Origin of the sequence: Neisseria arctica (genome assembly GCF_022870905.1) — a bacterium.
Lineage (GTDB): Bacteria > Pseudomonadota > Gammaproteobacteria > Burkholderiales > Neisseriaceae > Neisseria > Neisseria arctica.
The window spans coordinates 1,479,667-1,504,495 of the sequence record NZ_CP091510.1; the positions used below are offsets into that span (position 1 = coordinate 1,479,667).

The following is a 24,829-nucleotide window of genomic DNA, read 5'->3' on the forward strand; positions in this document are numbered from 1 at the left end:
ACCATGAGTCAATTTGTCATCAATCTTATTTTCGTGGGGGCCTCTTTCGCGCTTTACTTCGGTATCGCTATTTGGGCGCGGGCAGGTTCTACCAAAGAATTTTATGTGGCGGGCGGCGGGGTTCATCCCGTATTGAACGGTATGGCAACCGCTGCCGACTGGATGAGTGCTGCTTCATTCATTTCAATGGCGGGTCTGCTGGCTATGAACGGTTATGCGGCGTCAGCCTATCTGATGGGCTGGACAGGCGGCTACGTACTGCTGGCATTGCTGTTGGCTCCCTACCTGCGTAAATTCGGTAAATTTACCGTACCGGACTTTATCGGAGACCGTTTTTACAGCCGTACTGCGCGCTTAGTAGCCGTAGCCTGTTTGATTATGGCTTCAACCACTTATGTAATCGGTCAAATGACAGGCGCCGGCGTGGCTTTCTCACGCTTTTTAGAAGTAGACAGCACGACAGGACTGATTATCGCGGCAGTAGTAGTACTGTTTTATGCGGTATTAGGCGGTATGAAAGGGATTACCTACACCCAAGTGGCCCAGTACGTCGTATTGATTATCGCGTATACCATCCCTGCCGTATTTATTTCCCTGCAACTGACCGGCAATCCGATTCCTCCTTTGGGATTATTCAGCAATGAGTCGGCTTCAGGCATGCCGCTTCTGCAAAAACTGGATGCAGTTGTCACCGACTTGGGCTTTACCTCTTACACTGCAGACATTCCAAACAAATTAAACATGTTCCTGTTTACTTTGTCGCTAATGATCGGTACTGCAGGTTTGCCGCATGTAATCATTCGTTTCTTCACCGTACCTAAAGTATCCGATGCACGCTCTTCGGCAGGTTGGGCATTGGTATTTATCGCCCTGCTCTATACTACTGCTCCGGCAGTCGGTTCTATGGCACGTATCAACTTGGTAGATACCATTTACCCGCAAGGTACGCAGTCAGCACCAATCGATTACACCGCACGCCCGGGTTGGATGGAAACTTGGGAACACACCGGCCTGCTTAAATTTGAGGATAAAAACGGCGACGGCAAAATCCAGTATTACAACGATAAATCCGAAGCTTTCTCTGCCGTGGCAAAAGAACGCGGCTGGCAAGGCAACGAGTTGACCGTAAACAACGATATCTTGGTACTGGCCAATCCCGAAATTGCCAATCTTCCGGGTTGGGTTATCGGCCTGATTGCCGCCGGTGGTTTGGCAGCTGCACTTTCTACCGCCGCCGGTTTGCTGTTGGCCATCTCTTCGGCTATTTCCCACGACTTAATCAAGAAAACCCTCAAACCCGACATCAGCGAAAAAGGCGAACTATTGGCTGCCCGCGTATCAATGACGATTGCGATTGTGGTTGCCACTTGGTTGGGTATCAACCCGCCGGGCTTTGCCGCACAAGTAGTCGCACTTGCCTTCGGTATTGCAGCCGCATCAATTTTCCCCGCATTGATGATGGGTATTTTCTCAAAACGCATCAACGACAAAGGTGCAACCGCCGGTATGTTGGCAGGTTTGATTTCCACCAGTGTTTACATTTTCCTGTATCTGGGCTGGTTCTTTATTCCAGGCACCAATACCTTTGAAAATGTAGAAGCCAATTGGCTGTTCGAAATTTCGCCACTGTCGTTTGGCGCAGTAGGGGCATTGATTAACTTTGCTGTGGCATTTGTGGTATCCATGATGGGTAAAGAGCCGCCGCAAGAGGTTCAAGACTTGGTAGAAAGCGTACGCTATCCGCGCGGCGCCGGCCAAGCCATCGACCACTAATCCCATGTTTGGGCTTCCCAATCAAGGAAGCCCAAACTATTTACCTCGAAAAACAGTCGTTCAAAATAAAAGTGATGCACCGTAACCAAACCTTTAGAATGCCTCTTTTTTATTTTGGGTATCTGCCTTAACACGATCGCAGGCGTATCAAAAAACGCCAATTAATGAAAGTTTCAAACCAAAAAAGGGAAACGCATGATTTGGGAATTTATTGCCACATTATCTGCCGCACTTGGCGCTGCCGGGCTAGTAATGCTGCTGAAACTGGTATTCAAACGGCTGCCTAAGTGGTCCGTCCCCGCCGCTGCCGGCTTGGGTATGCTGGCTTTTCAAGTGCATAGCGAATACACCTGGTTTGCCCATACCCGCGCTCTTCTACCGGGAACCGCACAAGTGGTCGCCGAAGTACCTGAAACTGCATTTTACAAGCCGTGGTCGTATATCCGCCCTCAAGTGCTGAAGTTCATTGCGCTGGATAGTGCTAAAACTGAAATTATTGATAAGCAAATTCCGGTAATACAAACCAATCTTTATTTTTTCGAACGCCGCATGAGTGCCCATACTTTGCCCGTATGGGTAAATTGCCGTACCAGAATGCTTACCCTGAACTTGCCTGAGAATAAATCAGGTGATATAGAATGGGGTAAAACCCCGTATAGCGAAAAAACTGCAAATGCCGTTTGCCCTGCCTGATTTGCAGTTGGAACAAAAAGCCGTCTGAAATATTTTCAGACGGCATATTTTTCGTTTCTCCCGCCCCTTACAAAATACACTTGATTTCCCCTATCTGCCGTTTAAGCAGAATAAACCGCCAAAAGCAGTAATTTCTGTTATATTTGAAGCCGTCTGAAAACAAATACAAACGGCATGCAACCTTAACCAAACACGCACTCCATACCAACATAGAAAGCGGCATTCGGTTGCAGTTCATTCCATTACCCAATATGAAAAAACATATTTTACTCGGTATTTCCGGCGGCATTGCCGCCTACAAATCCTGCGAATTGGTACGCTTGCTGAAAAAGCAAGGACACAAAGTTACCGTAGCCATGAGCCAAGCGGCAGCAGAATTTGTTACGCCTCTAACCTTTCAAGCCCTAAGCGGCAATCCTGTTTTGGCCGATACCCATTCAGGAGAATCGGGCGGTAACGGTATGGCACACATCAACCTCACCCGAAATGCCGATGTATTCCTCATCGCTCCGGCCAGTGCCAACACCTTGGCTAAAATCGCCAACGGCATTGCCGACAACCTGCTTACCAATCTTGCCGCCGCACGCAAATGCCCGCTGGCTATCGCCCCTGCAATGAATGTGGAAATGTGGTTCAACCCCGCTAACCAACGCAATATCCGCCAACTGCAAGCAGACGGTATCACCATTTTCCAACCGACCGAAGGCGAACAGGCTTGCGGCGAAACCGGTATCGGCCGGATGCCCGAAGCGGCGGATCTAGCAGATTTGATTCCCGATCTCTGGACTCCCAAAATATTGGCGGGTAAAAAAATCCTGATCACTACCGGTGCAACTTTCGAGGCGATCGATCCCGTGCGCGGCATCACCAATATTTCCAGCGGCCAAATGGGAATCGCCCTAGCACGCGCATGTCGCGCCGCCGGTGCGCAAGTCAGCCTAATTCATGGCCAGCTACAAACCGCCTTACCTTCCGGTATGGTCGAAACCATACAGGCCGTTAGTGCCCAAGCCATGTATGAAGCCGTACACAGCCGTATATCTGCTCAAGACGTTTTCATTTCTGTTGCAGCCGTTGCCGACTACAAAGTGAAAAACAGCAGTGTCCAAAAATTAAAAAAAGACGGCAGTGGCCTGCCTCCCGTTATTGAGTTGGCCGAGAACCCCGATATTTTGGCGTCGGTATCCGCTCTTCCCAACGCTCCCTTCTGCGTAGGATTTGCAGCCGAAAGCGAAAATGTTTTGCCGTATGCCCGTGCAAAACGCCTGAAAAAAAGTATTCCGATGATCGTTGCCAACGAAGTTTCCAAAGCTATGGGAAAAGCTACCAATCAAATCACCATTATTGATGAATACGATGAAACCTCCCTGCCGGAAACTGATAAAAACGAAGCCGCAGCCGCCATTGTCGAACGATTGGCGCAAGTGTTAAAAGCCCAATAAAACCGCCATATCGTGTTGAAATATTATTTACCCGAATATTTATCAGCGCTATTTTTTCAGACGGCCTCGAATCAAAAAAGGCCGTCTGAAAATATTAATCGTAAATCCGGATTGCTCTATACGGCATACTTGATTTGCGGTATTGCCCTTACCGGCTGCCAAAGCCTGCCTTCATTAGAAGGGCGCAGTGAAAGCCATTATCTTGATATCCCGGCCGCCCCCGCTATCGAAACCGTATTAAGCCCAAAACACTCCGGCACCGAATCCGACCTCTCCGGCATTTATCTGCTCGAAGATGCCCATGATGCCTTTGTTGCGCGGGCCACCCTGATTAATTCCGCCCAATACACACTTGATCTGCAATACTATATCTGGCACAACGATATCTCGGGCAAGCTGCTGTTCAATATGTTGCACCGTGCAGCGGAACGCGGCGTCCGCATACGCCTGCTATTGGATGACAACAATACCGGTAAGCTAGATAACTTATTAGCAGCCTTAAACCAACATCCTAATATCGAAATCCGCCTTTTCAATCCCTTTACCACACGTCGGCTGCGGGCGCTCGGCTACCTAACCGATTTCCCCCGCCTCAACCGCCGAATGCACAACAAATCCCTTACGGCAGATAATAAAGCCACCATCATCGGCGGCCGCAATATAGGGGATGAATACTTCAATATTGCCGGCGATACCGTATTTGCGGATCTAGACATTCTCGCCACCGGCAGCGTTGTCACTGATGTTTCACGCGATTTCGACCGTTATTGGGCGAGTAAATCATCCTACCCTCTCGAACGTATTATCCCTCACGCTGATATCGCTCAAGGACTAAGTGAACTCGAACAAAGTGATGAGGGTAACCAAATCATGCAGCGTTATCGGGCGGATCTGGCACACTCGCCCCTACAAACCGCTATCGAATCAAACCGCGTGCCGTGGCAATATACCAAAGCCCAATTGATCAGCGATAATCCGGGTAAAGGCTTGAACCGCGACCGCAACAAACCCTCCATAGCCGAAAAAATTTCTAATTCGCTCAAGTCTCCACAGCATGAAATTTATTTGGTTTCCCCGTATTTTGTGCCAACCAAGGCAGGCATGGAGGCTATCCGAAAATTACGCGGGAATAATGTAGCGGTAACCGTGTTAACCAATTCGCTACAAGCTACCGATGTTGCAGCAGTACATTCCGGCTACAGCCGCTACCGTAAACCCCTGCTCGAATCAGGCGTAGCGCTCTATGAGCTTAAACCCAACCATGCCGTACCTTCCACACGCGACCGCGGCCTAACGGGTAGCTCCGCAACCAGTTTGCACGCCAAAACCTTTATCGTAGACAAACAACGCGTATTTATCGGCTCTCTCAATCTTGACCCCCGCTCCGCGCGCTTGAATACGGAAATGGGTGTCGTCTTAGAAAGCCCGCAAATCGCATCGGCCATGCAACGTACCTTGGTCGACACCACCCCTGAATATGCCTATAAAGTTACTTTAAACCAATACGGCAAACTGCAATGGCATGATCCCGAAAGTGGCCAAACCCTTAATAAAGAGCCTGAAGCCGGATTTTGGCGGCGTTTGGGTGTAAAGATTTTATCTATACTGCCTATCGAAGGACTGTTGTAAATAAAACCCTAGCTGCCGAATTCCATAATGCAGAATAATAAATCTGTTCGTTCAAACTTTATCTCAATCAGATAATGACAATTTTCATAGGATTAGCATTCAATTTCTCCATCCCCAACTTTTTCAACATATGGGTTTATCTTTCTAATCTACCAAATATAGAAAAGGCCGTCTGAAAATATTTCAGACGGCCTTTTAAACCATACATCACTTAATTAAGCGTAATGGCGCGATTCACCTTTACCCTCAATATTGTCGGCACAGCGGCCACAAATAGTCGGATGAGCGGCTACCGAACCGATATCATCGGTATAGTGCCAGCAACGTTCACATTTTTCACCGCTGCTTACACGGGCGGTAACGGCCAATTCATCACCTTTTACAACCGTAGCTTTTGATACCAATAAAACAAAGCGTAATTCTTCATCCAAAGTTTTCAGGTATCCGGCTACTTCTTCCGGCGCAGTAATCTGTACTTCAGCCTGCAATGAAGAACCGATGCTCTTATCCGCACGCAGCGGTTCGATTGCAGCCGTTACAGCTTCCCGAACACTACGGACGGTTTGCCATTTTTTCAATAATTCGGCTTCGCTCTTTTCGTTCATTGAAGGGAATTCGTGCCAAGTGTGGAACAAAACGCTGTCTTCTTCGCCACCGCCGATAAAATCCCAAGCTTCTTCGCCGGTAAAGCACAAAATCGGTGAAATCAACAACACCAAACTACGGGTAATGTGATACAGCGCAGTTTGCGCACTACGGCGGGCATGGCTGTCCGCTTGGGTGGTATAGAGGCGGTCTTTCAAGATATCGAGATAGAAAGCGCCCAAATCTTCCGAGCAGAAGCTGACAATGTCTTTTACCGCATAATGGAACGCATAACGCGGATAATAATCACCGGCCAAACGCTCTTGCAGCTGACGTGCCAATACCATGGCATAACGGTCAATTTCCAGCATTTGGTCTTGCGGCACGGCATGTTCGATCGGTGAGAAGTCGCTCAAGTTGGCAAACAAAAAACTCAACGTATTACGGATACGGCGGTAGCTTTCGGTAACGCGCTTGAGAATCTCTTTAGAAATTGCCAACTCGCCGCTGTAATCCGTAGAAGCCGTCCACAAACGTAAAATATCAGCACCGAATTCGTTATACACTTCTTGCGGAGCAACCACATTGCCGAGTGATTTCGACATCTTACGGCCGTTTTGATCCACCACAAAACCGTGTGTCAGCAACTGTTTGTATGGGGCGCGGCCTACGGCAGCACAGCCGATCAGCATAGATGATTGAAACCAACCACGGTGCTGGTCGCTGCCCTCCAAATACAAATCGGCAGGCCAAGCCAATTCTTCACGCTGTTTCAATACGGAAAAGTGCGTACTGCCCGAATCAAACCATACGTCAAGCGTATCGCTGAGTTTTTCATAATCTGCGGCCTCGGCACCTAGCAATTCCGCAGCATCTAAGGCAAACCAGGCTTCAATGCCTTTTTCTTCGATGCGCTTGGCAACTTCTTCCAACAGTTCCGCACTGCGCGGGTGCAGCTCGCCGGTTTCTTTGTGTACGAAGAAAGTCATCGGCGTGCCCCAGTAACGTTGGCGGCTAACCACCCAGTCCGGACGGCCTTCAATCATTGCTTCCAAACGCGCACGGCCCCAAGCAGGGAAAAACTCGGTGGCATCCACCGCCTTCATAGCTTTATTGCGTAAAGTTTGGCCGTCTGTACCGTTTTTGTCCATGCCGATAAACCATTGGCCGGTAGCTCGGTAAATCAATGGTGTTTTGTGGCGCCAACAGTGTGCGTAGCTATGTTCGATTTTTGCCGAAGCCAGCAACCGGTTATTCTCGGTTAACCATTCGATAATGACAGGATTTGCCTCCCACACGCTTAAACCGGCCACTCGCGGTACGTCGCTGCGGTAGCGGCCTTCGCTGTTTACCGGATTATCCAACGCGATACCGTATTGAATACAGACAAAATAGTCTTCCAAACCGTGAGCCGGAGCCGTATGTACCAAACCAGTACCGGCATCCGTAGTAACGTGATCGCCATTGAGCATCGGAATATCACGTTCTAAAAACGGATGGCTCATATGCAGGCTTTCCAACTTGCTACCGTTGGTTTCGGCTAAAACGGTTGTATTCTCGAAGCCGTAGCGTTTCAGGGTTTCTTCGGCCAAATCTTTAGCCAACACCAGCTTGCCTTTGGGCGTATCGATAAGTTGGTACACCACTTCGGCACCCGCACTAACTGCTTGGCTGGCCGGCAGAGTCCACGGCGTAGTCGTCCAGATAACGGCATAAGCTTCACCGCTGATTTCAGGCAAGCCGAATGCTTTGGCCAAAGCCGTATTGTCTTTAAACGGATAAGCTACATCGATAGCTGGCGAAATTTTGTCTTTATACTCCACCTCGGCTTCCGCTAAAGAAGAGCCGCAGTCCAAGCAAAATTGAACCGGTTTTTCACCACGGTAGAGGTAACCGGCTTTATAGATTTCGCCCAAGGCGCGCACAGTATCGGCTTCGGTTTTGAAATCCATGGTGAGGTAAGGATTTTCCCAATCACCCATCACACCCAAGCGGATAAAGTCTTTTTTCTGACGGGCAATCTGCTCTTTGGCGTATTCGCGGCAAAGCTCGCGAAAGCGTGCGGGCGGAATATCTTTACCGTGCAATTTCTCAACCATCAATTCTATAGGCAAGCCATGACAATCCCAACCGGGTACATAGGGAGCATCAAAACCGGCCAGGGTTTTGCTGCGTAAGATAATGTCTTTCAGGATTTTGTTGGCAGCATGACCAATATGGATATCGCCGTTGGCATAAGGAGGGCCGTCGTGCAGGATAAATTTAGGACGGCCTTTGGCGATTTCACGCAGCTTTTGGTAACGTTTGAGTTCATACCAGCTTTTCAGCCAGCCGCCTTCTCGTTTGGCAAGGTTGCCGCGCATCGGAAACGGGCTTTCAAGCAGATTTACGGTTTTGCTGTAATCGGTCATTTTCTTTTCTCGTACTTCGTTGGTATAGCTTCAGACGGCCCCAATATTCATAATGAATAAAAAGGCCGTCTGAAAATAAATTTCTCAAAGGGTATATTGTATCGGAATTATATGGTTTTTATAAGTTTTTACGCTTCATCGGCAGCAATAATTTAATTTATCTAGACTGCCCCGACCATATGATTTTTATTCTGCCCGCCAATTTCGGGCTACATCCATATCATCCCAAATCTGTTTTTTCAGGTCTTCCAAACTGTCAAATTTCTCTTCGTCACGTAATTTATGCAAAAAACGGACATGTATCCGCTTTCCATACAGATCCTCTGAAAAATCAAATATGTGAACTTCAAGCTTTTGCTTAAGCGTAGAAGAGACGGTGGGATTGGTACCAAAGCTGGCCACACCACGACGTTTACCAAAAAAACCTTCCACTTCTACCACAAAGACACCGCTGAGCGCGTAATGATGTTGCGCCAATTGTACGTTTGCCGTCGGACAACCAATAGTACGCCCCAATTTGGCGCCGTGTTTCACATGGCCGCAAAGTGTGTAATCGTGACCGAGGATTTTCCCGGCATAAGCCAGATTACCACTCGAAAGTGCTTGCCGCACAGCCGTACTGCTTGCACGGATATTTTCCACCAACACCGAAGGTGTCCGTTCGGTTACCATACCTTCTTGCTGTTGCAGTGTTTCGAAACTGCCTTCCCGCCCGGCTCCGAAACGGAAATCATCTCCGATCAGCAGATATTTGGTATTCAATCCGCGGCGCAGTAAGCGATCAATAAATTCTTGTGCAGAAATATCGGCAAATGCTTGATTAAAACGCAATACCCATACGGCATCCAGACAGCCGGTTTCACGCAAAAGCCTCAACTTGCTCCGCAGCGGCGTTAAGCGGTAGGGCTGCTCCCGCCCATGCTTGCGTGCGAAAAACTCTTGCGGCTGAGGCTCGAAAACCACGGCTACAGCCGGTAATCCGCGGCTTTTCGCTTCAGCTTTCAATCTTTGCAATATGTGAAGATGCCCCAAGTGCACACCATCAAAATTACCGATGGTTACCGCCGCACCCTGAGGAAAATTTGGGGCTTGGTTTTGCCCGAACCAAATGTTCATGAAGTAATTTTTTTACGTTTGGATAACGTGCTATTGTAAACGCAATCGGCGTTTTAATAAACCTTAACAGAAAACACGCTCACACCTGATTTAAAAACCATCCGCCGGCAAAACACAGCAGCCGCCAACAGTGTTTAAAATCATATTAGGCACAACACCCTGTACCTGTCGGATCAGTATGTGGAAATTAGGGAAGTTATCTGTAAATTTAAACGCCCAATCATGTTTTTTTTATTGTAAAATGACGAGTTTTACGGCAAATATACTGCCTGTTTCCTTATCCGTCCAACCACCTGAATTAAAGAAGCCGATATGGATTTCCGTTTTGACATTATTTACGAATATCGCGAGATGTTCTTTTACGGCGCGCTCACCACGCTCGGATTAACCGTAGCCGCCACTTTAGGCGGTACAGTATTAGGCTTGATCGGTGCTTTAAGCCGAATCATCCGCTTTGAAAAAGGCAACGCCCTGATGCGCGCCGTAGCTTGGCTGTTGCGCACTTTCTCGCTGATTTATGTCACCTTGTTCCGTGGTACGCCCCTATTCGTACAAATTTTTATTTGGTACTTTATCTGGGCGGTCGCTTTGATTAATCCTACTGATGGCTGGCTTATCAGCGGTGATTTGGCACAAGAATTACGCCGCAACTACGGCGCGCTGATTGCCGGTACTTTGGCACTCACCGCCAATGCCGGCGCTTATATTACCGAAATTATCCGTGCGGGTATCCAATCTATCGACAAAGGCCAAATCGAAGCGGCCCGCTCCCTCGGTCTCACCTATCCCCAAGCCATGCGCCATGTGATTCTGCCCCAAGCATTCCGCCGTATGCTGCCGCCTTTGGCTAATGAATTCATCACCTTGTTGAAAGACAGTTCGTTGCTTTCCGCCATTGCAGTTGCAGAGCTGGCCTATATCCAGCGTACTATTTCGGGCCGCTTTTCAATTTACGAAGAGCCGCTCTATACCATCGCGCTGATTTATTTGCTGATGACTATGTGCTTAAGCTGGTTTTTTGCTTGGCTGGAAAAACGTTACAACACCAAAGGCCAACGATAAAATCTATTTTTACCACCGTCTGAAATATGAAATATAAGCCCGCACATAATGCGGGCTTTTTTACCAAATGCCGTCTGAACATTTCAGACGGCCTGTTTTTTTTATGATTCCAACCGTTTGCCTCTTTGTTATCTTGATATTTTCCGCCTTGATAACCATACGCAATCGGCTTGCCAGCTTAAGCACATAGCGGCCTAACCGTCTCCACAAAATATGAAACTTCACAGCAACAACCGCCACAACATTTTGTAATATTACAGCGACTCCGGCCACAAAAATCAATGTTTATAGATACGATCAAATACACCCCCGTCAGCAAAAAAACGCTGTTGGGCTTTCTCCCAGCCGCCGAACTCCTCATCAATCTTGACCAAACTGATGACCGGAAAAGCATCGGCAAACTCAGCTCGTACTTTTTTATTCACCGGGCGGTAAAAGTTTTTGGCGATAATGCGTTGGGCTTCTTCGCTGTACAAATGGCGCAAATATTCGCTTGCTACTTCCCTCGTGCCTTTTTCATCAACATTTGCATCCACCACAGCAACCGAAGGTTCGCATAAAATCGATAATGAAGGAATGATAATTTCATAAGCTCCGCCCGACTGCCGCACTGCCAAATGCGCTTCATTTTCCCAAGCCAAAAGCACATCGCCCAAGCCGCGCTGGGTAAAGGAAATGGTCGAAGCCCTCGCTCCCGCATCCATCACCGGCACACGTTGATAAAGCTTTCGGACAAACTCTTCGGCTTTGGCATCACTACCTCCCGGCTGGTGTTTGGCATAAGCCCATGCCGCCAAAAAGTTCCAACGTGCCCCGCCTGATGTTTTCGGATTAGGCGTGAGCACCGCAACATCATCTTTTACCAAATCGCCCCAATCGCGGATATTTTTCGGATTGCGTTTACGCACCAGAAATACCACGGTAGATGTATAAGGCGCACTGTTATCAGGGAAAGCCTGCTGCCACTTGGGATTGACCAAAGGTTTGATTTTGTTTAACGCATCGATATCATGCGCTAAAGCCAATGTAACCACATCTGCTTTCAAGCCGTTCATCACCGCTAAAGACTGTTTGCCCGAACCACCGTTCGACTGTTGTACGGTTACTTCCTGGCCTGTCTTTTCACGCCAATATTTTTGAAACAGCGGATTGTATTCCAAATAAAGCTCACGGGTAGGATCGTAAGAAACATTCAATATCGATACAGATGAAGCCGCGCCCTCAGCTCCTACCTTACCACTTCCGGGACTGCAAGCCGCCAATACCGGAGCCAACAAAAATACCTGCCATAAAGATTTGATGCCCATCACCTGCTCCTACTGTCAAAATTAGCCTGCAAGCAATATAGCAAGCGGTATTTACGGCAGGAAATATTGTTTTTTCATTTGTTTATAACTAATTTACCTTCAAATAAAAATATGCCGTCTGAAACACTCATATTTTCAGACGGCATAATTGGTTTACGAGCCTAAACTATAATATATAACCAATTGCCAATACTATATTACAGCATCTATACATTCAGTCACAAACAGCCTTATTTTCCGAGCTCTGTCATAAATTTGACACACCCTATCAGAACGAAAATTTAAGTATCTGCTTTTATGCGGAGGTTTAAGTTTTCATTTTTATATAGCTATAGAAAAAATTAAATCCCAATTATAAATTATAATTGGGATTTAATTTTTTAGCTTAAATGGAATTCAAATGATTTTTTTATTTTTACATTTTTGCTATTAATAACTTTTAAAATACGAAAGGTATCAATATTATTCAACTCTCTGTAGATAAGCTCGCCATTCTCCTCATTATCTTTTTCATTACTTTCATAAATTGTATAGGTTAATTTTTCTAACCATATAACTTCAGAACCTTTTTTGGCAGCATAACGATTTAATACTTCGCACGTAGCACCTTTGGTTCTAGTTGCAGAGATAGCAATATCAGGTTTATGTTTATCAAAAAAAGCACAATTATCTTTTAAGATGGGACAAGTATCACCACCTGTTGCTATACAAATTTTTTTACCTTGATATCGTACACAGCAAAGCTGATCTTTAGAGGTGCTGCCTTTTTGAGAATCAATCTCTTTCCCAACACTTTTTAGCTGTTCTATCACTTGATTTAGTGTAGTAGTTTTCCCGCTATGTGAGCTACCGAATAATCCTATTACTACCATGTTATAACTCCTCGTTTTAAATTGTAAAAAATTTTCTTAAACTTGTTCCAGCCAGCTTTTTAATGCCGCACGCAAACGTTGCAATGCCGCATCCAAATCTTCATCATTCAGCAGCAAGCTAGGCGCCATCCGCACGACATCGCCGCCAGCCACCAATATCATCAAACCGTGTGCCAAGGCATGCTGCACGATTTCGGCGGCGCGGCCCGCATACTGCTCCGCCAACACGCATCCAACCAGCAAGCCCATACCGCGTACCTGTCGGAATACGCCCGTTTCCTCGCCCAATACCCGTAAAGCCGCTTGTAGCTTTTCACCTTGCCGGCACACATGCGCCAAAGTTTCGGGAGACTGGATAATATCAAACGCACGCCCCGCCACCGCACAGGCTAACGGATTACCGCCGAAAGTCGAACCGTGCGTACCCGGGCCGAAACTGGGGGCAACTTTATCGGTAGTCAGCATCGCACCGATTGGGAAACCACTGCCCAGTGCCTTCGCGCTGGAAAGAATATCCGGCACAATACCGTAATGTTCGTAAGCAAACAATTTTCCGGTACGGCCCATACCGGTTTGCACCTCGTCAAAAACCAACAACGCGCCATGGGTATCGCAAACCCGCCGCGCTGTTTCCAAAAACACCTTATCCGCCGGCAAAACACCACTTTCACCTTGAACCGGTTCGATAATCACCGCGCAGGTTTGTGAGTCAACTGCCGCTTCCAATGCTGCGGCATCATTGTAAGGTATATGGGTAATCGCAGGCGGCAACGGGGCAAAATCGCGGCTGTATTTGGGTTGCCCGCCCACTGAAACGGTAAAGAGGGTACGCCCGTGAAAACCGTTTATACAGGCAACAATCTCATTTTTACTTTCGCCGTAATGGTCGCGGGCATATTTGCGCGCCAGCTTCAACGCGGCCTCGTTAGCCTCCGCGCCCGAATTGCAGAAAAACACTTTGTCTGCGAAAGTATGCGCTACCAGTTTTTGCGCCAAATCCTGCGCCGCTTTGGTCGTATAGATATTGGAAATATGCCATAACTTTTGTGCCTGTTCGGTCAGTGCTTCAACCAAAGCTGGATGGCAATGCCCCAAAGCATTCACCGCAATGCCCCCTGCCAAATCGATATATTCGCGCCCTTCACCGTCCCAAACACGGCTGCCCGCGCCCCGTTCCGGAATCATCGGCGCAAATGAAAAATTGGGGGTAAGGTAGTTTTGCATATCGTTATCCTTGCTGAAAAAGCACATCAGAAATTACGGAAAATGTATTGCCAACGCTGATTATAGCGATAAAACTTATCCGTATGCTTGATTATTTCCCTTTGATGAAAACGAAGTTTGTATTTATCGGATAATTTTCAGACGGCCTCGGATCGAGGCCGTCTGAAATATTGCCATCTACCTGAAAATGTAAAAGGCCAAATCCTTTTATCGAGGCAGGTTATAAAGCCGGGCGATATTTACCGCTGCCGACAACAAATTATCATAGCCGTTTTGCAAGGCTTCTTCCAAGCTGCCCGGACTGCGGATAATCGGGAAAACCGCATCGATACCATATTCGTATACAGCCTCATAACCCTGCCCTATACTACCTACCACCGCAATAACAGGTTTTCCCAATTTTTTTGCCGCAAGCGCCACGCCCACGGGTGTTTTGCCGCGGATACTCTGACTGTCCATACGCCCTTCTCCGGTCAACACCAAATCGGCATCACGTATTTTTTCTTCCAACCTCACCGCGTCCATCACAATCTGCACACCAGATTGCAGCATTACATCAGGCAACAGCAATACACCTCCGCCCATACCGCCCGCTGCGCCGGCTCCTTCGTGGTTAAGGATATTAATACCCGTATCACGCAATACAATATCGGCAAAACGGCTAAGCGCACCATCCAGCAATCCTACCATAGCCAGCGTCGCTCCTTTTTGCGGGCCGAAAACCGCCGAAGCGCCTTGCTCACCGCATAAAGAGTTACGCACATCACACGCTACCCGTATCGAAACATTTGCCAAGCGGGTATCCAAACCGCTTAAGTCCACATATTCCAAATTCGCAAGACAGCCTCCGCCGTAACCCAAAGATACGGCGTGCTTATCGGATAATTTGACGCCTAATGCCTGCAACATCCCTGCACCGCCATCATTTGTCGCGCTGCCGCCTATGCCAAGAATAATATTTGTGACTCCTTGGTCCAAAGCTGCTGAAATCAATTCACCCGTACCATAGCTGGTGGTATAGAGCGGGTTTCTGCGTGCCGGCGGAACCAAATGCAAACCCGAAGCGGCGGCCATTTCGATAACCGCCGTTTTGCCATCCCCCGAAATACCGTATACCGCTTGTATTCTTCCGCCCAACGGATCGGTTACTTCTGCCTGCATCATCCTGCCTGCCGTAGCTTCAATCAACGACTGCACCGTTCCCTCGCCCCCGTCTGCCATCGGAACTTTCACATATTCGGCATGGGGAAACACCGTTTTCCATCCGGCTTCAAGCGCATCAGCCACTTGCAGCGCGCTCAAACTTTCCTTAAACGAATCGGGAGCAATAACAATTTTCACAAGATTTCCTTTTGTTGTGATAAATCACGAGGCCGTCTGAAAATCAATATTTCAAACCAATAAAAACACAAAATAATAAAAAACGGCCCGCAGGTAAAGCACCTGTCAGACCGTTTTCAATATTGCGCAGCAATCAATTAGCCAAATCGCCTTTCAAAGCCACACCGGCAATCACCGCACCCACATGGCATTCATATTCCTTAGTGCTGCTAAACGTATTACGTTTGTAGTAACTTACTAAATTAACCACCCGCGAAGCACCGCTTGCTTTAGCCGAATCTTGAAACTGTTTTACAGCCGATAAAAACGCCCATTGGCAAGCTTTCTCATCCGATTTGCCAACCGCATTGGTTTTTTTGTTGCTCACCAATCCCTGCTTCACAATTTTACCGCCGCCGGAAGCAAAAGACACCTTGATAGAAGGATCCAATACCTTTTCCGCCTCGGGAGAACTCATAGCCTCCTGAATCGACAGCTTCAGCTGGGTGTCTCGGGCTTGGGCGGTAAATGCCAACGAAGCCAATACGGCACCCAATAATAATCCTGTTGCTTTTTTCATCGTTTTCTCCATAAGATTAACCGGTTCGGCAGCTACTTGAAAAATCGTGCGCACCGAAGTTTTAAAGATTGTACTGGATTTCTTGCCAAATGAATACAAAATACGGCCATACTATCAACATACTACTTGCCGGAGCAGACTGTGCTTTCCGATATCAAGGCCAAAATCTGGATGAAGCGGATCAAATGCGCCTGAGCCGAAATCCCGCTTTAAAGCAACGCCCTGATTGGCAGACCAGCCGTTTTCTCAAACAAGAAAGCCGCCTGAACATCTTATCGCTTTCGCACAGCAAAGGTGCCGCCGTGCTGGCCGATGCCGCCATAGAGCTGCCGATCGGTGTAGATATCGAATATATACGCACGCGTGATTTTCCAAACTTGGCCGCTTATTCATGCAGCGGACAAGAGCAAACATGGTTGGCTGCACGGGGTTGGCTGGCTGTTGATTTTTATCGGCTCTGGACACTAAAAGAATCACTTATCAAAGCCGCCGCTTTGGATTTTCCGGCCGACATGGCCAAAGTCGGCATAGACATACAGACAGACGGCAATCCGAAAATTAAAAATCTCGGCGGATATTCATGGCATGGCATTTCGGCCTTGTGCGGCAATTGGGCTCTTGCCTGTGTATGGCGGGGCGAACCGAACCTTGCCCCCCAATGGCATATTTTCGGTAATTTGGGAACAAAAGGCTTACAAGATATTTGGTTGCTGTGAAACACAGCTAAAAAGCCACCAAAACAAAAATGCCGTCCGAATAGTTTTCAGACGGCATTTTTTACATTCACATTCCGCGCCAGCGTTTGAATATCAATGAAGTATTAACTCCGCCGAAAGCAAAATTATTATTCATCACATAATCTGTTTCGATATATCTACCCGTGCCGCGAATATAATCCACTTTACCGCAACGGGGATCGATTTCATCCAAATTAATAGTCGGTGCAAACCAACCGCAATTCATCATCTCGATTGAAAACCATGATTCCAACGCACCGCATGCCCCTAAAGTATGCCCAAAATAACTTTTTTGCGAACTCATCGGAATACGGTTGCCGAAAACGGCCTCGGTCGCCAGCGTTTCGGCAATATCGCCCTGTTCTGTTGCCGTACCGTGGCCGTTGACATAACCGATGGCGGCAGCTTCAATGGCGGCGTCTTTCAAGGCCAACTCCATACAACGCTGCATGGTCTCTTTTTGGGGACGGGTAACATGACTGCCATCGCTGTTGGCTCCGTAGCCGACAATCTCTGCATAAATCTTCGCGCCGCGTGCTAAAGCGTGCTCCAATTCTTCCAGTACAAAAATACCCGCACCTTCGCCAATGACCAATCCGTCCCGCCCCGCATCATAAGGGCGCGGTGTTTTTTCCGGCTCGGCATTGCGGCGGCTCGCAGCATAAAGCGAATCGAACACATACACTTCCGATGGGCAGAACTCCTCTCCTCCGCCGGCCAGCATCATCGGAATCATGCCGTATTTAATGGCCTCATACGCATAGCCGATGCCCTGGCTGCCTGAAGAGCAGGCGCTCGATGTCGGAATAATGCGCCCGGTCAGCCCGAAAAATATACCAATATTGGCCGCGGTGGTATGCGGCATCATCCGCACATAAGTGTTGGCGCTGAAATTCTGCGAAGTACCCGTTATCAGTAATTCGCCCACATCTCGGATATCTTTGGTACTGCCGGTAGACGAGCCGCACGCCACCCCCATACGTCCATCACAAATTTCGCTGTTACCCAGCAAGCCCGAGTCGGCCAATGCCTGTTCGGCCGCATCGACACATAAATAAGATACCCGCCCCATACTGCGCAACTGCTTACGAGTCCAATGAGCAGGCGGTGCGTATCCCTCAATAGGCGCCCCCAATCTCGCCTCTAAATCCGGATATTGCTGCTCCTGCCAATCCATCGCCCGAACGGCATTTTTACCTTGCTCGAAAGCCCTACGGATACTTGCCCAATCTCGCCCGAATGCGGTAATACCGCCTATTCCCGTTACCACTACCCGTTTCAACACAAACCTCCGTTCACCGCAATCACTTGTCTGGTAATATACGCCGCTTTTTCGTCCATCAGAAAACGTACGGCATGTGCCACCTCTTCGGGGCTACCCATACGCTGAGCCGGAATCATTTTTAAAATTTCGCCTACCGGCGTGTTTTCATCTAAAATATCCGTATCAATCAAGCCCGGCGCAACACAGTTGACGGTAATCTTGCGCTTGGCAAGCTCAATTGCCAAAGCTTTGGCCGCACCGATCAAGCCCGCTTTCGAAGCGCTATAGTTCACTTGGCCGCGGTTACCTATAAGACCTGATACAGAAGCCATACACACAATCCGCCCGGGCTTGCGCCGCCGTATCATCGGCATGCAAACCGGATGCAACACGTTGTAAAATCCGTCTAAATTCGTACGCAGTACATGATCCCAGTCATCGTCTTCCAATGCAGGAAAAGCATTATCGCGGGTCAGCCCTGCATTCAACACCACACCGTAATATGCGCCGTTTGCTTCGATATCGGCAGTTAGCGTCTCACGACAGGCGGCACGGTCGGACACATCAAACTGCAATACCCGTGCTTGCCGCCCCAATGCACGCACTTGTTCCGCAACGGCTTCAGCCTCCTCTCGGCGGCTGCGACAATGTACGACAATATCATAACCATCTTGTGCCAAAGCTAATGCCACTGCCTTACCGATACCTCGGTTAGAGCCTGTGATTAAAATCGTTTCACTCATACGTTTCCCTTATTTTCAATATGTTTCAGACGGCCTGATTATCTTTTGGGCTAAATACATTCAATGCTGCCCGTATCAAAAGGCCATCGGAAGGCAGGTTTGCTTTGGCATCCTCCGATGCATCCGTCCAGCGGAGTTCGCAATCAAACACACCGAAACCGCCCGCATCCTGAGTAGAAGCACGCACATGGATTGACAACCGCGTACCTACAGGTACGCTCTCGGCAAACAAATTCAGCTTGCGCGTGCCCAACAAAAAACCCAAACGTACCGGCTCGCCGGCATTGCGGGCATGACACCCCGCCAATGCCGCAATCCCTTGCGCCATGACTTCCATGCCTGCCAACAGCGGCAAAACACCGTTTTGCAGCAGTATATGCTTTTCGCCAACCTGGGCTTCGGCATAAAGATAATCCTCGCCGTATTCGGTAATGACATCCAAAAGCACCATATGGCCGCTATGCGGCAGCAAAGGGGCAACTTCGTAGATAGGGCAAGTTAATTTTTGCTGCATCTCACATGCCCTCACCAATCACCACTACTGCATTGCTGCCGCCAAAGGCAAATGACGAACTTGCGCCGATACGGGTTTCAGACGGCCAAAACCTTTCGTTATCCGTCAGCGAGATTACGGGTAAGGCGGTATCCTGTATGCCGTCCCACAATTGCGGCGGCAGCCTGCCGTGCGGGTTGTGGCAACGACTGACCATGCCCCATAAGAAAGCCGCCTCTAATGCACCGGCTGCTCCCAGCGTATGGCCAGTAAGCGGTTTGGTTGATGTACAAGCGGTATGGCTTCCGAATACTTTGTTTACCGCGATGCTTTCCATGCTGTCGTTATGTACCGTTCCCGTACCGTGCAGATTAATCCAGCCGATTGCGTCAGGCGGTAAATCCGCGCTTTTCAGTGCGGCTTCGAAAGCCATGATTGCTCCTAACCCGTCGGGACGTGGTGAAGACATATGGTAAGCGTCGCTACTGCTGCCGAAGCCTAACAAAGGCAGGCTTTCGGCAAAATCCGCTTCACGAGTCATTACAAAAGCAGCGGCGGCCTCACCTATATTAATGCCGTTGCGGTTATGTGAAAACGGGTTGGCTATGCCGTCTGAAAGTACTTCCAACGAAGCAAAACCGTTAATCGTCAGAGGCGACAGCGTATCCACGCCGCCGCATATAACGGCATCACATAAGCCCGCCCGTAAGAGACGAGCCGCGCTTATCAAAGCCCGTGCACCCGATGTGCAAGCGGTGGAAACGCTATAACAAAGGTTTTGCAGCCCATACACGGCGGCTGTGAAATCAGCAGGGGCAGATAAGGTTTGCTGCTGCTGGTTGAACGATACCTCCTCCCAACTACCGCCTGCGGCAATATGTCGAAACATGGGTAGGTTTTCATCCACGCCACTAGTGGATGTACCGATCACGACGGCAATACGGTTGGCGCCGAAGCGTTGTTTGGCCGCCTCGATATCACCCTCGATTTGTGACAATGCATGCCACAGCAATTGGTTATTACGGCTTTTATGGCCGTCTGAAAGTGTTTCGGGAAAAGCCCTCAGCATTTCATTAACCGCACCAAAAGCATAATTTTTTCCGGCTACCCATTGATCGGACAATGTCAGGGGAGATGATAGCGGAGGTCGTAGCAATACATCTATATGGTGTTGTAAACCGCTGCCTAGTGCGCTGGTAACGGCGGGGGTAGTGAGATAAACAGGTTGCATTTTTATTTTTCTTAAAAAATTCACACAACAAAATTAAGGCTCAATCTGGCTGACACGCCATTGTTTGCCATCAGGAAAAAGAATATCCGTATGGCCGTCTGAAACCCGAATACGCCATAATTCCCGGTTACCCGAGAGATATAAGGTTTCCCCATCATCACGGCGGATTTGCTGTTGCGGATACAAGGTGTCATCCGATTGGATCAATAACGGCAGCATCGCACCGAATAAGCGGCGCGACTCCCGATTTGGCGGAACGAAGCCTTCGTTTATCCATCCTTGGCGGTCTAATATCTGGCGCGACACCGGCGCGCCCAATGCATCGGTTTGTACAAACCTGATATTTTCCGCTTCGGGCTGTACCGCCAATAGGCTGGTTTGCGCCACATTACCCGCCGGATCCAAAAGCTCAAGCCGAAACCATTGGGTTTCGCTGCTTTTCCATTGCGGCCAGCTTTGCAAACGGGGAATGTCGCCTGAAAAAGCACAAGCCGCCAAACACAACACCGCAGATGATACGGCTGCTTTTCTTAACAGAAAAAATATTTTCATCATTTCAGACGGCCTCTTCCGCTGCTTTAAACCAAACCTAATCAATCTTGTGAAGCCCGGCCGACAAGTTCGGCCAATGCATTCAACCGGCGTTCTGATTTTTCCACATAAGGATTGTTTTCATCCCAAGCGTAACCCGCCAAAATCGAACTGAGCATCCTGCTGATATCGGGATTGCGGTTTTTAGCATAAATCACATCCTGAAAACGGCCGTCATACCAACCGTTTACATAGGTTCGGAATGCATTTACCCCCACCATCAGCGGCTCCGCAAACTCGGCCTGCCAATCGGCACAACCGCCCTTCAACTGCTTCTCCAACAGATCCGCAGCTAATTTGGCCGAATGCAACGCAATGGTTACGCCCGATGAAAATACCGGATCCAAAAATTCGGCCGCATTACCTAACAAGGCAAAATTTTTACCGTGTAACGCTTTGACGTTTGCCGAATATCCCTGAATGCTGCGAAATGGAAATTCGTTATCCCACACCGCATCGGCCAACACATCGGCCAACATCGGACACTCGAGCGCAAACTTTTTCAATACGGTTTCGGAATCGCCGGCCAGCTTTTCGGGAGTACCGACAACGCCGATAGAGCAGCGTCCGTCTCCAAACGGAATCGTCCATAACCACACATCCCGATGTTCCGGATGTGTGGTTATCAAAATTTTATTACGGTCGAATTTCGTGCTGGTAATGTTGTCATCGATATGGGTAAAGTGCGCCATACGCGGCGGCAGTTCGGACGGCGTTTCCAAATCCAACAAGCGCGGCAGCACACGGCCGTAACCGCTCGCATCCAATACAAATTTAGCATTCAGAGAGTAGCTCTCCCCTTTATCGGTTTCTACCCGAAGCAATACCTCGCTTCCGCTATTGTCAAAAGCCATTACACCGTGACCGAAGCGGACTTCCACTCCCTGCTTGGCCGCTTCGTCAATCAAAATTTTATCGAACAGCGCACGGCGTACTTGAAACGTAGTACCCGGCCCAGCGGTAAATTTGTCGGTAAAGTCAAAATAGGTGTAACGGTTGCCCCAAGTAAACGCGGCACCGTTTTTAAATTGAAAGCTGGGTTCAGCCGTCACCGCCTCAGTAAAGCCCGCTTCTTCCAAGATTTCCATACAGTGCGGCAACAAGCTTTCACCAATCACGAAGCGCGGAAAATGCTGTTTTTCCAACACGCATACTTTAAAACCCTTTTTATGCAGCAAAGCCGCCGCCGCCGAGCCTGCCGGCCCTGCACCGATAATCGCAACATCAACAGAATGATTCATTTTTGGCTTTCAATCATTTAACTTTAAAAGATAATCTTATGCTTCCGGGTGATGTTGATTAAAACTTCTTGTTTTCCATATCCAACAGCCACGAAGCAAACAGCAAATTAAATACCACGCCCACCGCCACGCTGATACCGAATGCGGCAACGGCGGGCGTACTGCTCGTTGCCAACAATACAAATGAAATGCCGGTAGTGAGTGCGGCTAGCAGCATTCCACCCAACCTAGCTTCCGCCGTCTCATGTACGGCACCTGCATAAACAGCATAATCCACGCCGATGGCCGATACCAGCAGCAAACCGAACATCGCAAACAGGCTGACCGGCAAACCGATCCAACCCAATACGGCAACGGTACATAAAGCTGATGCCAGGGGTACGGCCAAAACCAACATGCCGCGCCATATCCCAAATATTTTCCACAACACCAGCAATGCCAAAGCATAAGAAGCCAGCTTCAACCAAGCGGCCTGATTTCGGGTGTGGTGGAACAACTCGTTGAGGTGTGCGCGCTTATCCGCCCAATGTGTTCCGCTGATTCCGGTTACCACCGCTTTTACCGCAGAAACATCATGCACGCCGTTTAACCTCACTACAGCAGCCCAACGACCCGGTATAACTTCTCCCAGATACAAAGGCTGCCAAGCCTCGGCCAAAGGCGTTTGCAAGCTTTGCGATAATGTTACGGTTGGAGCCGAAGCCGCCTGCTCCAGCGCACTTTTCATGGTTTGGCGCGGTACGCCGATTTCACGCATAGAAGCCCAAGCGCGCGGAGTCAAAGCTAAATTTTTCAAGTGTGTTCTCAAAGTTTGCTGGTCGGCGGTATTTTGTATCCATTGGTTAAGCGATTGCACGCCATCCAATTTTTTATCTGCTATCAACGGTTGCAAAGCCGCCTCTACCCGCGCGCTTTGAAGCAATAGCCCGTCTTCGTCTGCCGCCTCCACCACTATATATTGCCCTCCGAAATCGGCACCGCTCAAGTGACCGATGGCTTGCGCCTCTGCCAACATTTCAGGCTGGACGGCTACCCATTGGCGGATATCGTCGTGCCAATCGCTGCGCCATAAACCTATGGCCAGCAATATACCTGCCAATATCACCCAACCGCGCTTTTGCAAACGTTTTTTCAGACGGCCCGCCAAAGGGTAGAGCTTATCCGTCAATGTTGCAAAAGGAACGCTTTTATTTTGGTAGCGCACAAACAAAAGCGGCAACCAGCACACGGTTGCTCCGAATGCGCCAAGTAAAGCGAAGCCTGAAAAAACAGCTGTTTGGCGCAATATCGGCAACGGTGTAAACCACAGTAACGCGTAACCCGCCACCGTAATGACCAAACTAACGGCAAAAGTCGGCAACACATGCTTCATTGCCCGCTCTGCCTGCCAAATACGCCCTTTAGCGGAAAAAACCGAGGGCGTCAGCCAATGCAGGGGAAAATCGACCAACATACCGATCAGGCTGGTGCCGATAACAATTGTCAGAATATGAATTTGTCCGAACACAGCTAATACGGCGGCCAACCCGGCCAACATCCCAGCCAAAAGCGGTAAGACCAAAACCAGCACCCTGCCGCTACGGAACACCCAAAGCAGCAAAGCCAAAGTCAGCCCCAAACCTGCCGTGCTCATCAGACGGCTTTCTCTTTCGGCATCCTTTTTTGCAGTGGCCGCAAAAACCGCGCCGCCGGCACTTAAAACCTCTGCCTGCTGTTTTGCCGCCAAAGCCCGACTCTCTTTCAACAGCTTCGGCAAATCGGCACTGGCATTAGCAATATCATTGTTTTTCGGCAAGCGGCCTCGCAACCATACCCAAGTTTTTCCGTCTTCACCTTCGGTAAACAGCATTCCGCTGGCCGCATGCCATTGTAAACGGCTCTGCGGCGCGGCCTGAGTCATCGTAAAGCGGCCAAAGCCTAGCCAATCCTCATCTAAAGGCAAAGGTGAAGGAGCCGCGAAAGGATTAACCGCATCTTGTGCGCGCTCTTTAAAATAAGCTTTCGGATCGTCAAACAGCAAACGGCGGACATGAAGCGGTAATACGGCCAAGCCTAATTTGGCTGTATCGCTGCGCACTTGCTCCAAATCCGGTGTGATTTCACTGTCTACCGTCTCAAATATGCCGCTGCTGCGCCACGCTTGCGCCAGTTCGGAGGCCGTCTGAAAAGCTTTATCGGCGTCACTGCTGCCTACCAGCAATACAACCTGCCCGTTTAGTTGGGCTTCGCTCACCCGATCCGCTGCCTGCAGTAAAACGTCTTGAGCCTGCTCCTGCGGCAGCAATGCGGTCAAATCGGTTTGCAACCACGAACGCGCCGCCAACATATAGGTTAAAAATACGGCGGCAGCGGCCATCGCTATACAATAAAGAATATGGGACGGCTTTTTCATCATAATCGGTTAATCTGCTTCAATAAGCGGGAATCGGCAAATCCGCACTGATTAGAGTATCGGCTGCAAGCTACTGCATACTAGCAAACCTCTTCAGCACAGATATTCATACAGCATTGAGAT

At 48.9% G+C, this 24,829-nt stretch carries 20 protein-coding genes; 6 read left to right on the top strand and 14 right to left on the bottom strand.

Annotation, left to right across the window (positions count from 1 at the left end; genetic code table 11):
• The first annotated feature begins 3 nt into the window (after positions 1-3).
• The 4 genes from LVJ86_RS06820 (at position 4) to LVJ86_RS06835 (ending at position 5,537) form a co-directional block, all read left to right on the top strand.
• Complete coding sequence (locus LVJ86_RS06820; protein ID WP_047761561.1) at positions 4-1,773, top strand: sodium:solute symporter family protein; 1,770 nt, start codon at positions 4-6, stop codon at positions 1,771-1,773.
• A 195-nt stretch (positions 1,774-1,968) separates the two neighbouring features.
• Positions 1,969-2,466 carry a hypothetical protein gene (locus tag LVJ86_RS06825; protein WP_047761560.1) on the top strand — a complete coding sequence of 166 codons (498 nt, stop codon included), beginning with the start codon at positions 1,969-1,971 and terminating at the stop codon, positions 2,464-2,466.
• Between the two features lie 251 nt (positions 2,467-2,717).
• Entirely contained in the window at positions 2,718-3,908 is a 1,191-nt protein-coding gene (gene coaBC / locus LVJ86_RS06830) for a bifunctional phosphopantothenoylcysteine decarboxylase/phosphopantothenate--cysteine ligase CoaBC (protein WP_047761559.1), read from the top strand.
• A gap of 111 nt (positions 3,909-4,019) precedes the next feature.
• Positions 4,020-5,537 (top strand): phospholipase D family protein, encoded by a 1,518-nt coding sequence (locus LVJ86_RS06835; RefSeq protein WP_047761578.1) that lies wholly within the window; start codon positions 4,020-4,022, stop codon positions 5,535-5,537.
• Between the two features lie 215 nt (positions 5,538-5,752).
• Here the strand turns inward: LVJ86_RS06835 and ileS are convergent, their stop codons facing one another.
• Together ileS and ribF are read right to left on the bottom strand one after the other, a co-directional pair.
• The gene (gene ileS, locus LVJ86_RS06840; protein WP_047761558.1) at positions 5,753-8,533 is read right to left on the bottom strand and encodes an isoleucine--tRNA ligase; all 2,781 of its coding nucleotides are present in this window, start codon (positions 8,531-8,533) and stop codon (positions 5,753-5,755) included.
• A 186-nt stretch (positions 8,534-8,719) separates the two neighbouring features.
• On the bottom strand, positions 8,720-9,649 hold the full coding sequence (ribF, locus tag LVJ86_RS06845) for a bifunctional riboflavin kinase/FAD synthetase (protein WP_047761557.1): 930 nt from the start codon (positions 9,647-9,649) through the stop codon (positions 8,720-8,722).
• A 312-nt stretch (positions 9,650-9,961) separates the two neighbouring features.
• Here ribF and LVJ86_RS06850 point away from each other — a divergent pair, with 312 nt between their 5' ends.
• Positions 9,962-10,711, top strand: coding sequence for an amino acid ABC transporter permease (locus tag LVJ86_RS06850; RefSeq protein ID WP_047761556.1), 750 nt, complete (start codon positions 9,962-9,964; stop codon positions 10,709-10,711).
• A 278-nt stretch (positions 10,712-10,989) separates the two neighbouring features.
• Here LVJ86_RS06850 and LVJ86_RS06855 read toward each other — a convergent pair whose 3' ends face one another.
• From LVJ86_RS06855 to LVJ86_RS06875, 5 genes are all read right to left on the bottom strand, one after another.
• Positions 10,990-12,018, bottom strand: a complete 1,029-nt coding sequence (locus tag LVJ86_RS06855) for a sulfate ABC transporter substrate-binding protein (protein ID WP_082131264.1) — start codon at positions 12,016-12,018, stop codon at positions 10,990-10,992.
• Positions 12,019-12,398: 380 nt separating this feature from the next.
• Positions 12,399-12,890: a hypothetical protein gene (locus LVJ86_RS06860; protein ID WP_047761555.1), complete on the bottom strand. Its 492-nt coding sequence runs from the start codon at positions 12,888-12,890 to the stop codon at positions 12,399-12,401.
• A 36-nt stretch (positions 12,891-12,926) separates the two neighbouring features.
• Positions 12,927-14,114: an acetylornithine/succinyldiaminopimelate transaminase gene (locus LVJ86_RS06865; RefSeq protein WP_047761554.1), complete on the bottom strand. Its 1,188-nt coding sequence runs from the start codon at positions 14,112-14,114 to the stop codon at positions 12,927-12,929.
• Positions 14,115-14,321: 207 nt separating this feature from the next.
• Positions 14,322-15,455 carry a glycerate kinase gene (locus LVJ86_RS06870; protein ID WP_047761553.1) on the bottom strand — a complete coding sequence of 378 codons (1,134 nt, stop codon included), beginning with the start codon at positions 15,453-15,455 and terminating at the stop codon, positions 14,322-14,324.
• Positions 15,456-15,588: 133 nt separating this feature from the next.
• Positions 15,589-16,014 (bottom strand): hypothetical protein, encoded by a 426-nt coding sequence (locus LVJ86_RS06875; RefSeq protein WP_047761576.1) that lies wholly within the window; start codon positions 16,012-16,014, stop codon positions 15,589-15,591.
• A gap of 89 nt (positions 16,015-16,103) precedes the next feature.
• Between LVJ86_RS06875 and LVJ86_RS06880 the strand changes: the two genes are divergently transcribed.
• The gene (locus LVJ86_RS06880) at positions 16,104-16,730 is read left to right on the top strand and encodes a 4'-phosphopantetheinyl transferase family protein (RefSeq protein WP_047761552.1); all 627 of its coding nucleotides are present in this window, start codon (positions 16,104-16,106) and stop codon (positions 16,728-16,730) included.
• Between the two features lie 67 nt (positions 16,731-16,797).
• On the opposite strand, the gene LVJ86_RS06885 is transcribed toward LVJ86_RS06880, so the two are convergent.
• The 7 genes from LVJ86_RS06885 to LVJ86_RS06915 are packed head-to-tail and all read right to left on the bottom strand — an operon-like array spanning position 16,798 to position 24,709.
• Entirely contained in the window at positions 16,798-18,036 is a 1,239-nt protein-coding gene (locus tag LVJ86_RS06885) for a beta-ketoacyl-ACP synthase (RefSeq protein WP_047761551.1), read from the bottom strand.
• Positions 18,030-18,758 carry a 3-oxoacyl-ACP reductase FabG gene (gene fabG, locus LVJ86_RS06890; RefSeq protein WP_047761550.1) on the bottom strand — a complete coding sequence of 243 codons (729 nt, stop codon included), beginning with the start codon at positions 18,756-18,758 and terminating at the stop codon, positions 18,030-18,032. The genes LVJ86_RS06885 and fabG overlap by 7 nt, the downstream gene beginning before the upstream one ends.
• A 25-nt stretch (positions 18,759-18,783) precedes the next feature.
• Positions 18,784-19,272, bottom strand: a complete 489-nt coding sequence (locus LVJ86_RS06895) for a hotdog family protein (RefSeq protein WP_047761549.1) — start codon at positions 19,270-19,272, stop codon at positions 18,784-18,786.
• Position 19,273: 1 nt separating this feature from the next.
• Positions 19,274-20,482, bottom strand: a complete 1,209-nt coding sequence (locus LVJ86_RS06900) for a beta-ketoacyl-ACP synthase (protein WP_047761548.1) — start codon at positions 20,480-20,482, stop codon at positions 19,274-19,276.
• Between the two features lie 33 nt (positions 20,483-20,515).
• The gene (locus LVJ86_RS06905) at positions 20,516-21,037 is read right to left on the bottom strand and encodes a hypothetical protein (protein WP_053008355.1); all 522 of its coding nucleotides are present in this window, start codon (positions 21,035-21,037) and stop codon (positions 20,516-20,518) included.
• A gap of 38 nt (positions 21,038-21,075) precedes the next feature.
• The gene (locus tag LVJ86_RS06910) at positions 21,076-22,314 is read right to left on the bottom strand and encodes an NAD(P)/FAD-dependent oxidoreductase (protein WP_047761547.1); all 1,239 of its coding nucleotides are present in this window, start codon (positions 22,312-22,314) and stop codon (positions 21,076-21,078) included.
• 58 nt (positions 22,315-22,372) lie between these two features.
• Entirely contained in the window at positions 22,373-24,709 is a 2,337-nt protein-coding gene (locus LVJ86_RS06915) for an MMPL family transporter (RefSeq protein ID WP_047761546.1), read from the bottom strand.
• Positions 24,710-24,829 lie beyond the last annotated feature (120 nt).

Bases quoted from the DNA above. Each gene is read 5' to 3' on its own strand.
- LVJ86_RS06825 (WP_047761560.1), top strand. From the start codon at position 1,969: ATGATTTGGGAATTTATTGCCACATTATCTGCCGCACTTGGCGCTGCC.
- LVJ86_RS06855 (WP_082131264.1), bottom strand. From the start codon at position 12,018: ATGGGCATCAAATCTTTATGGCAGGTATTTTTGTTGGCTCCGGTATTG.
- LVJ86_RS06820 (WP_047761561.1), top strand. From the start codon at position 4: ATGAGTCAATTTGTCATCAATCTTATTTTCGTGGGGGCCTCTTTCGCG.
- ribF (WP_047761557.1), bottom strand. From the start codon at position 9,649: ATGAACATTTGGTTCGGGCAAAACCAAGCCCCAAATTTTCCTCAGGGT.
- ileS (WP_047761558.1), bottom strand. From the start codon at position 8,533: ATGACCGATTACAGCAAAACCGTAAATCTGCTTGAAAGCCCGTTTCCG.
- LVJ86_RS06875 (WP_047761576.1), bottom strand. From the start codon at position 16,014: ATGAAAAAAGCAACAGGATTATTATTGGGTGCCGTATTGGCTTCGTTG.
- LVJ86_RS06895 (WP_047761549.1), bottom strand. From the start codon at position 19,272: ATGCAGCAAAAATTAACTTGCCCTATCTACGAAGTTGCCCCTTTGCTG.
- fabG (WP_047761550.1), bottom strand. From the start codon at position 18,758: ATGAGTGAAACGATTTTAATCACAGGCTCTAACCGAGGTATCGGTAAG.
- LVJ86_RS06860 (WP_047761555.1), bottom strand. From the start codon at position 12,890: ATGGTAGTAATAGGATTATTCGGTAGCTCACATAGCGGGAAAACTACT.
- LVJ86_RS06865 (WP_047761554.1), bottom strand. From the start codon at position 14,114: ATGCAAAACTACCTTACCCCCAATTTTTCATTTGCGCCGATGATTCCG.
- LVJ86_RS06900 (WP_047761548.1), bottom strand. From the start codon at position 20,482: ATGCAACCTGTTTATCTCACTACCCCCGCCGTTACCAGCGCACTAGGC.
- LVJ86_RS06915 (WP_047761546.1), bottom strand. From the start codon at position 24,709: ATGATGAAAAAGCCGTCCCATATTCTTTATTGTATAGCGATGGCCGCT.
- LVJ86_RS06850 (WP_047761556.1), top strand. From the start codon at position 9,962: ATGGATTTCCGTTTTGACATTATTTACGAATATCGCGAGATGTTCTTT.
- LVJ86_RS06880 (WP_047761552.1), top strand. From the start codon at position 16,104: ATGAATACAAAATACGGCCATACTATCAACATACTACTTGCCGGAGCA.
- LVJ86_RS06905 (WP_053008355.1), bottom strand. From the start codon at position 21,037: ATGATGAAAATATTTTTTCTGTTAAGAAAAGCAGCCGTATCATCTGCG.
- LVJ86_RS06910 (WP_047761547.1), bottom strand. From the start codon at position 22,314: ATGAATCATTCTGTTGATGTTGCGATTATCGGTGCAGGGCCGGCAGGC.
- coaBC (WP_047761559.1), top strand. From the start codon at position 2,718: ATGAAAAAACATATTTTACTCGGTATTTCCGGCGGCATTGCCGCCTAC.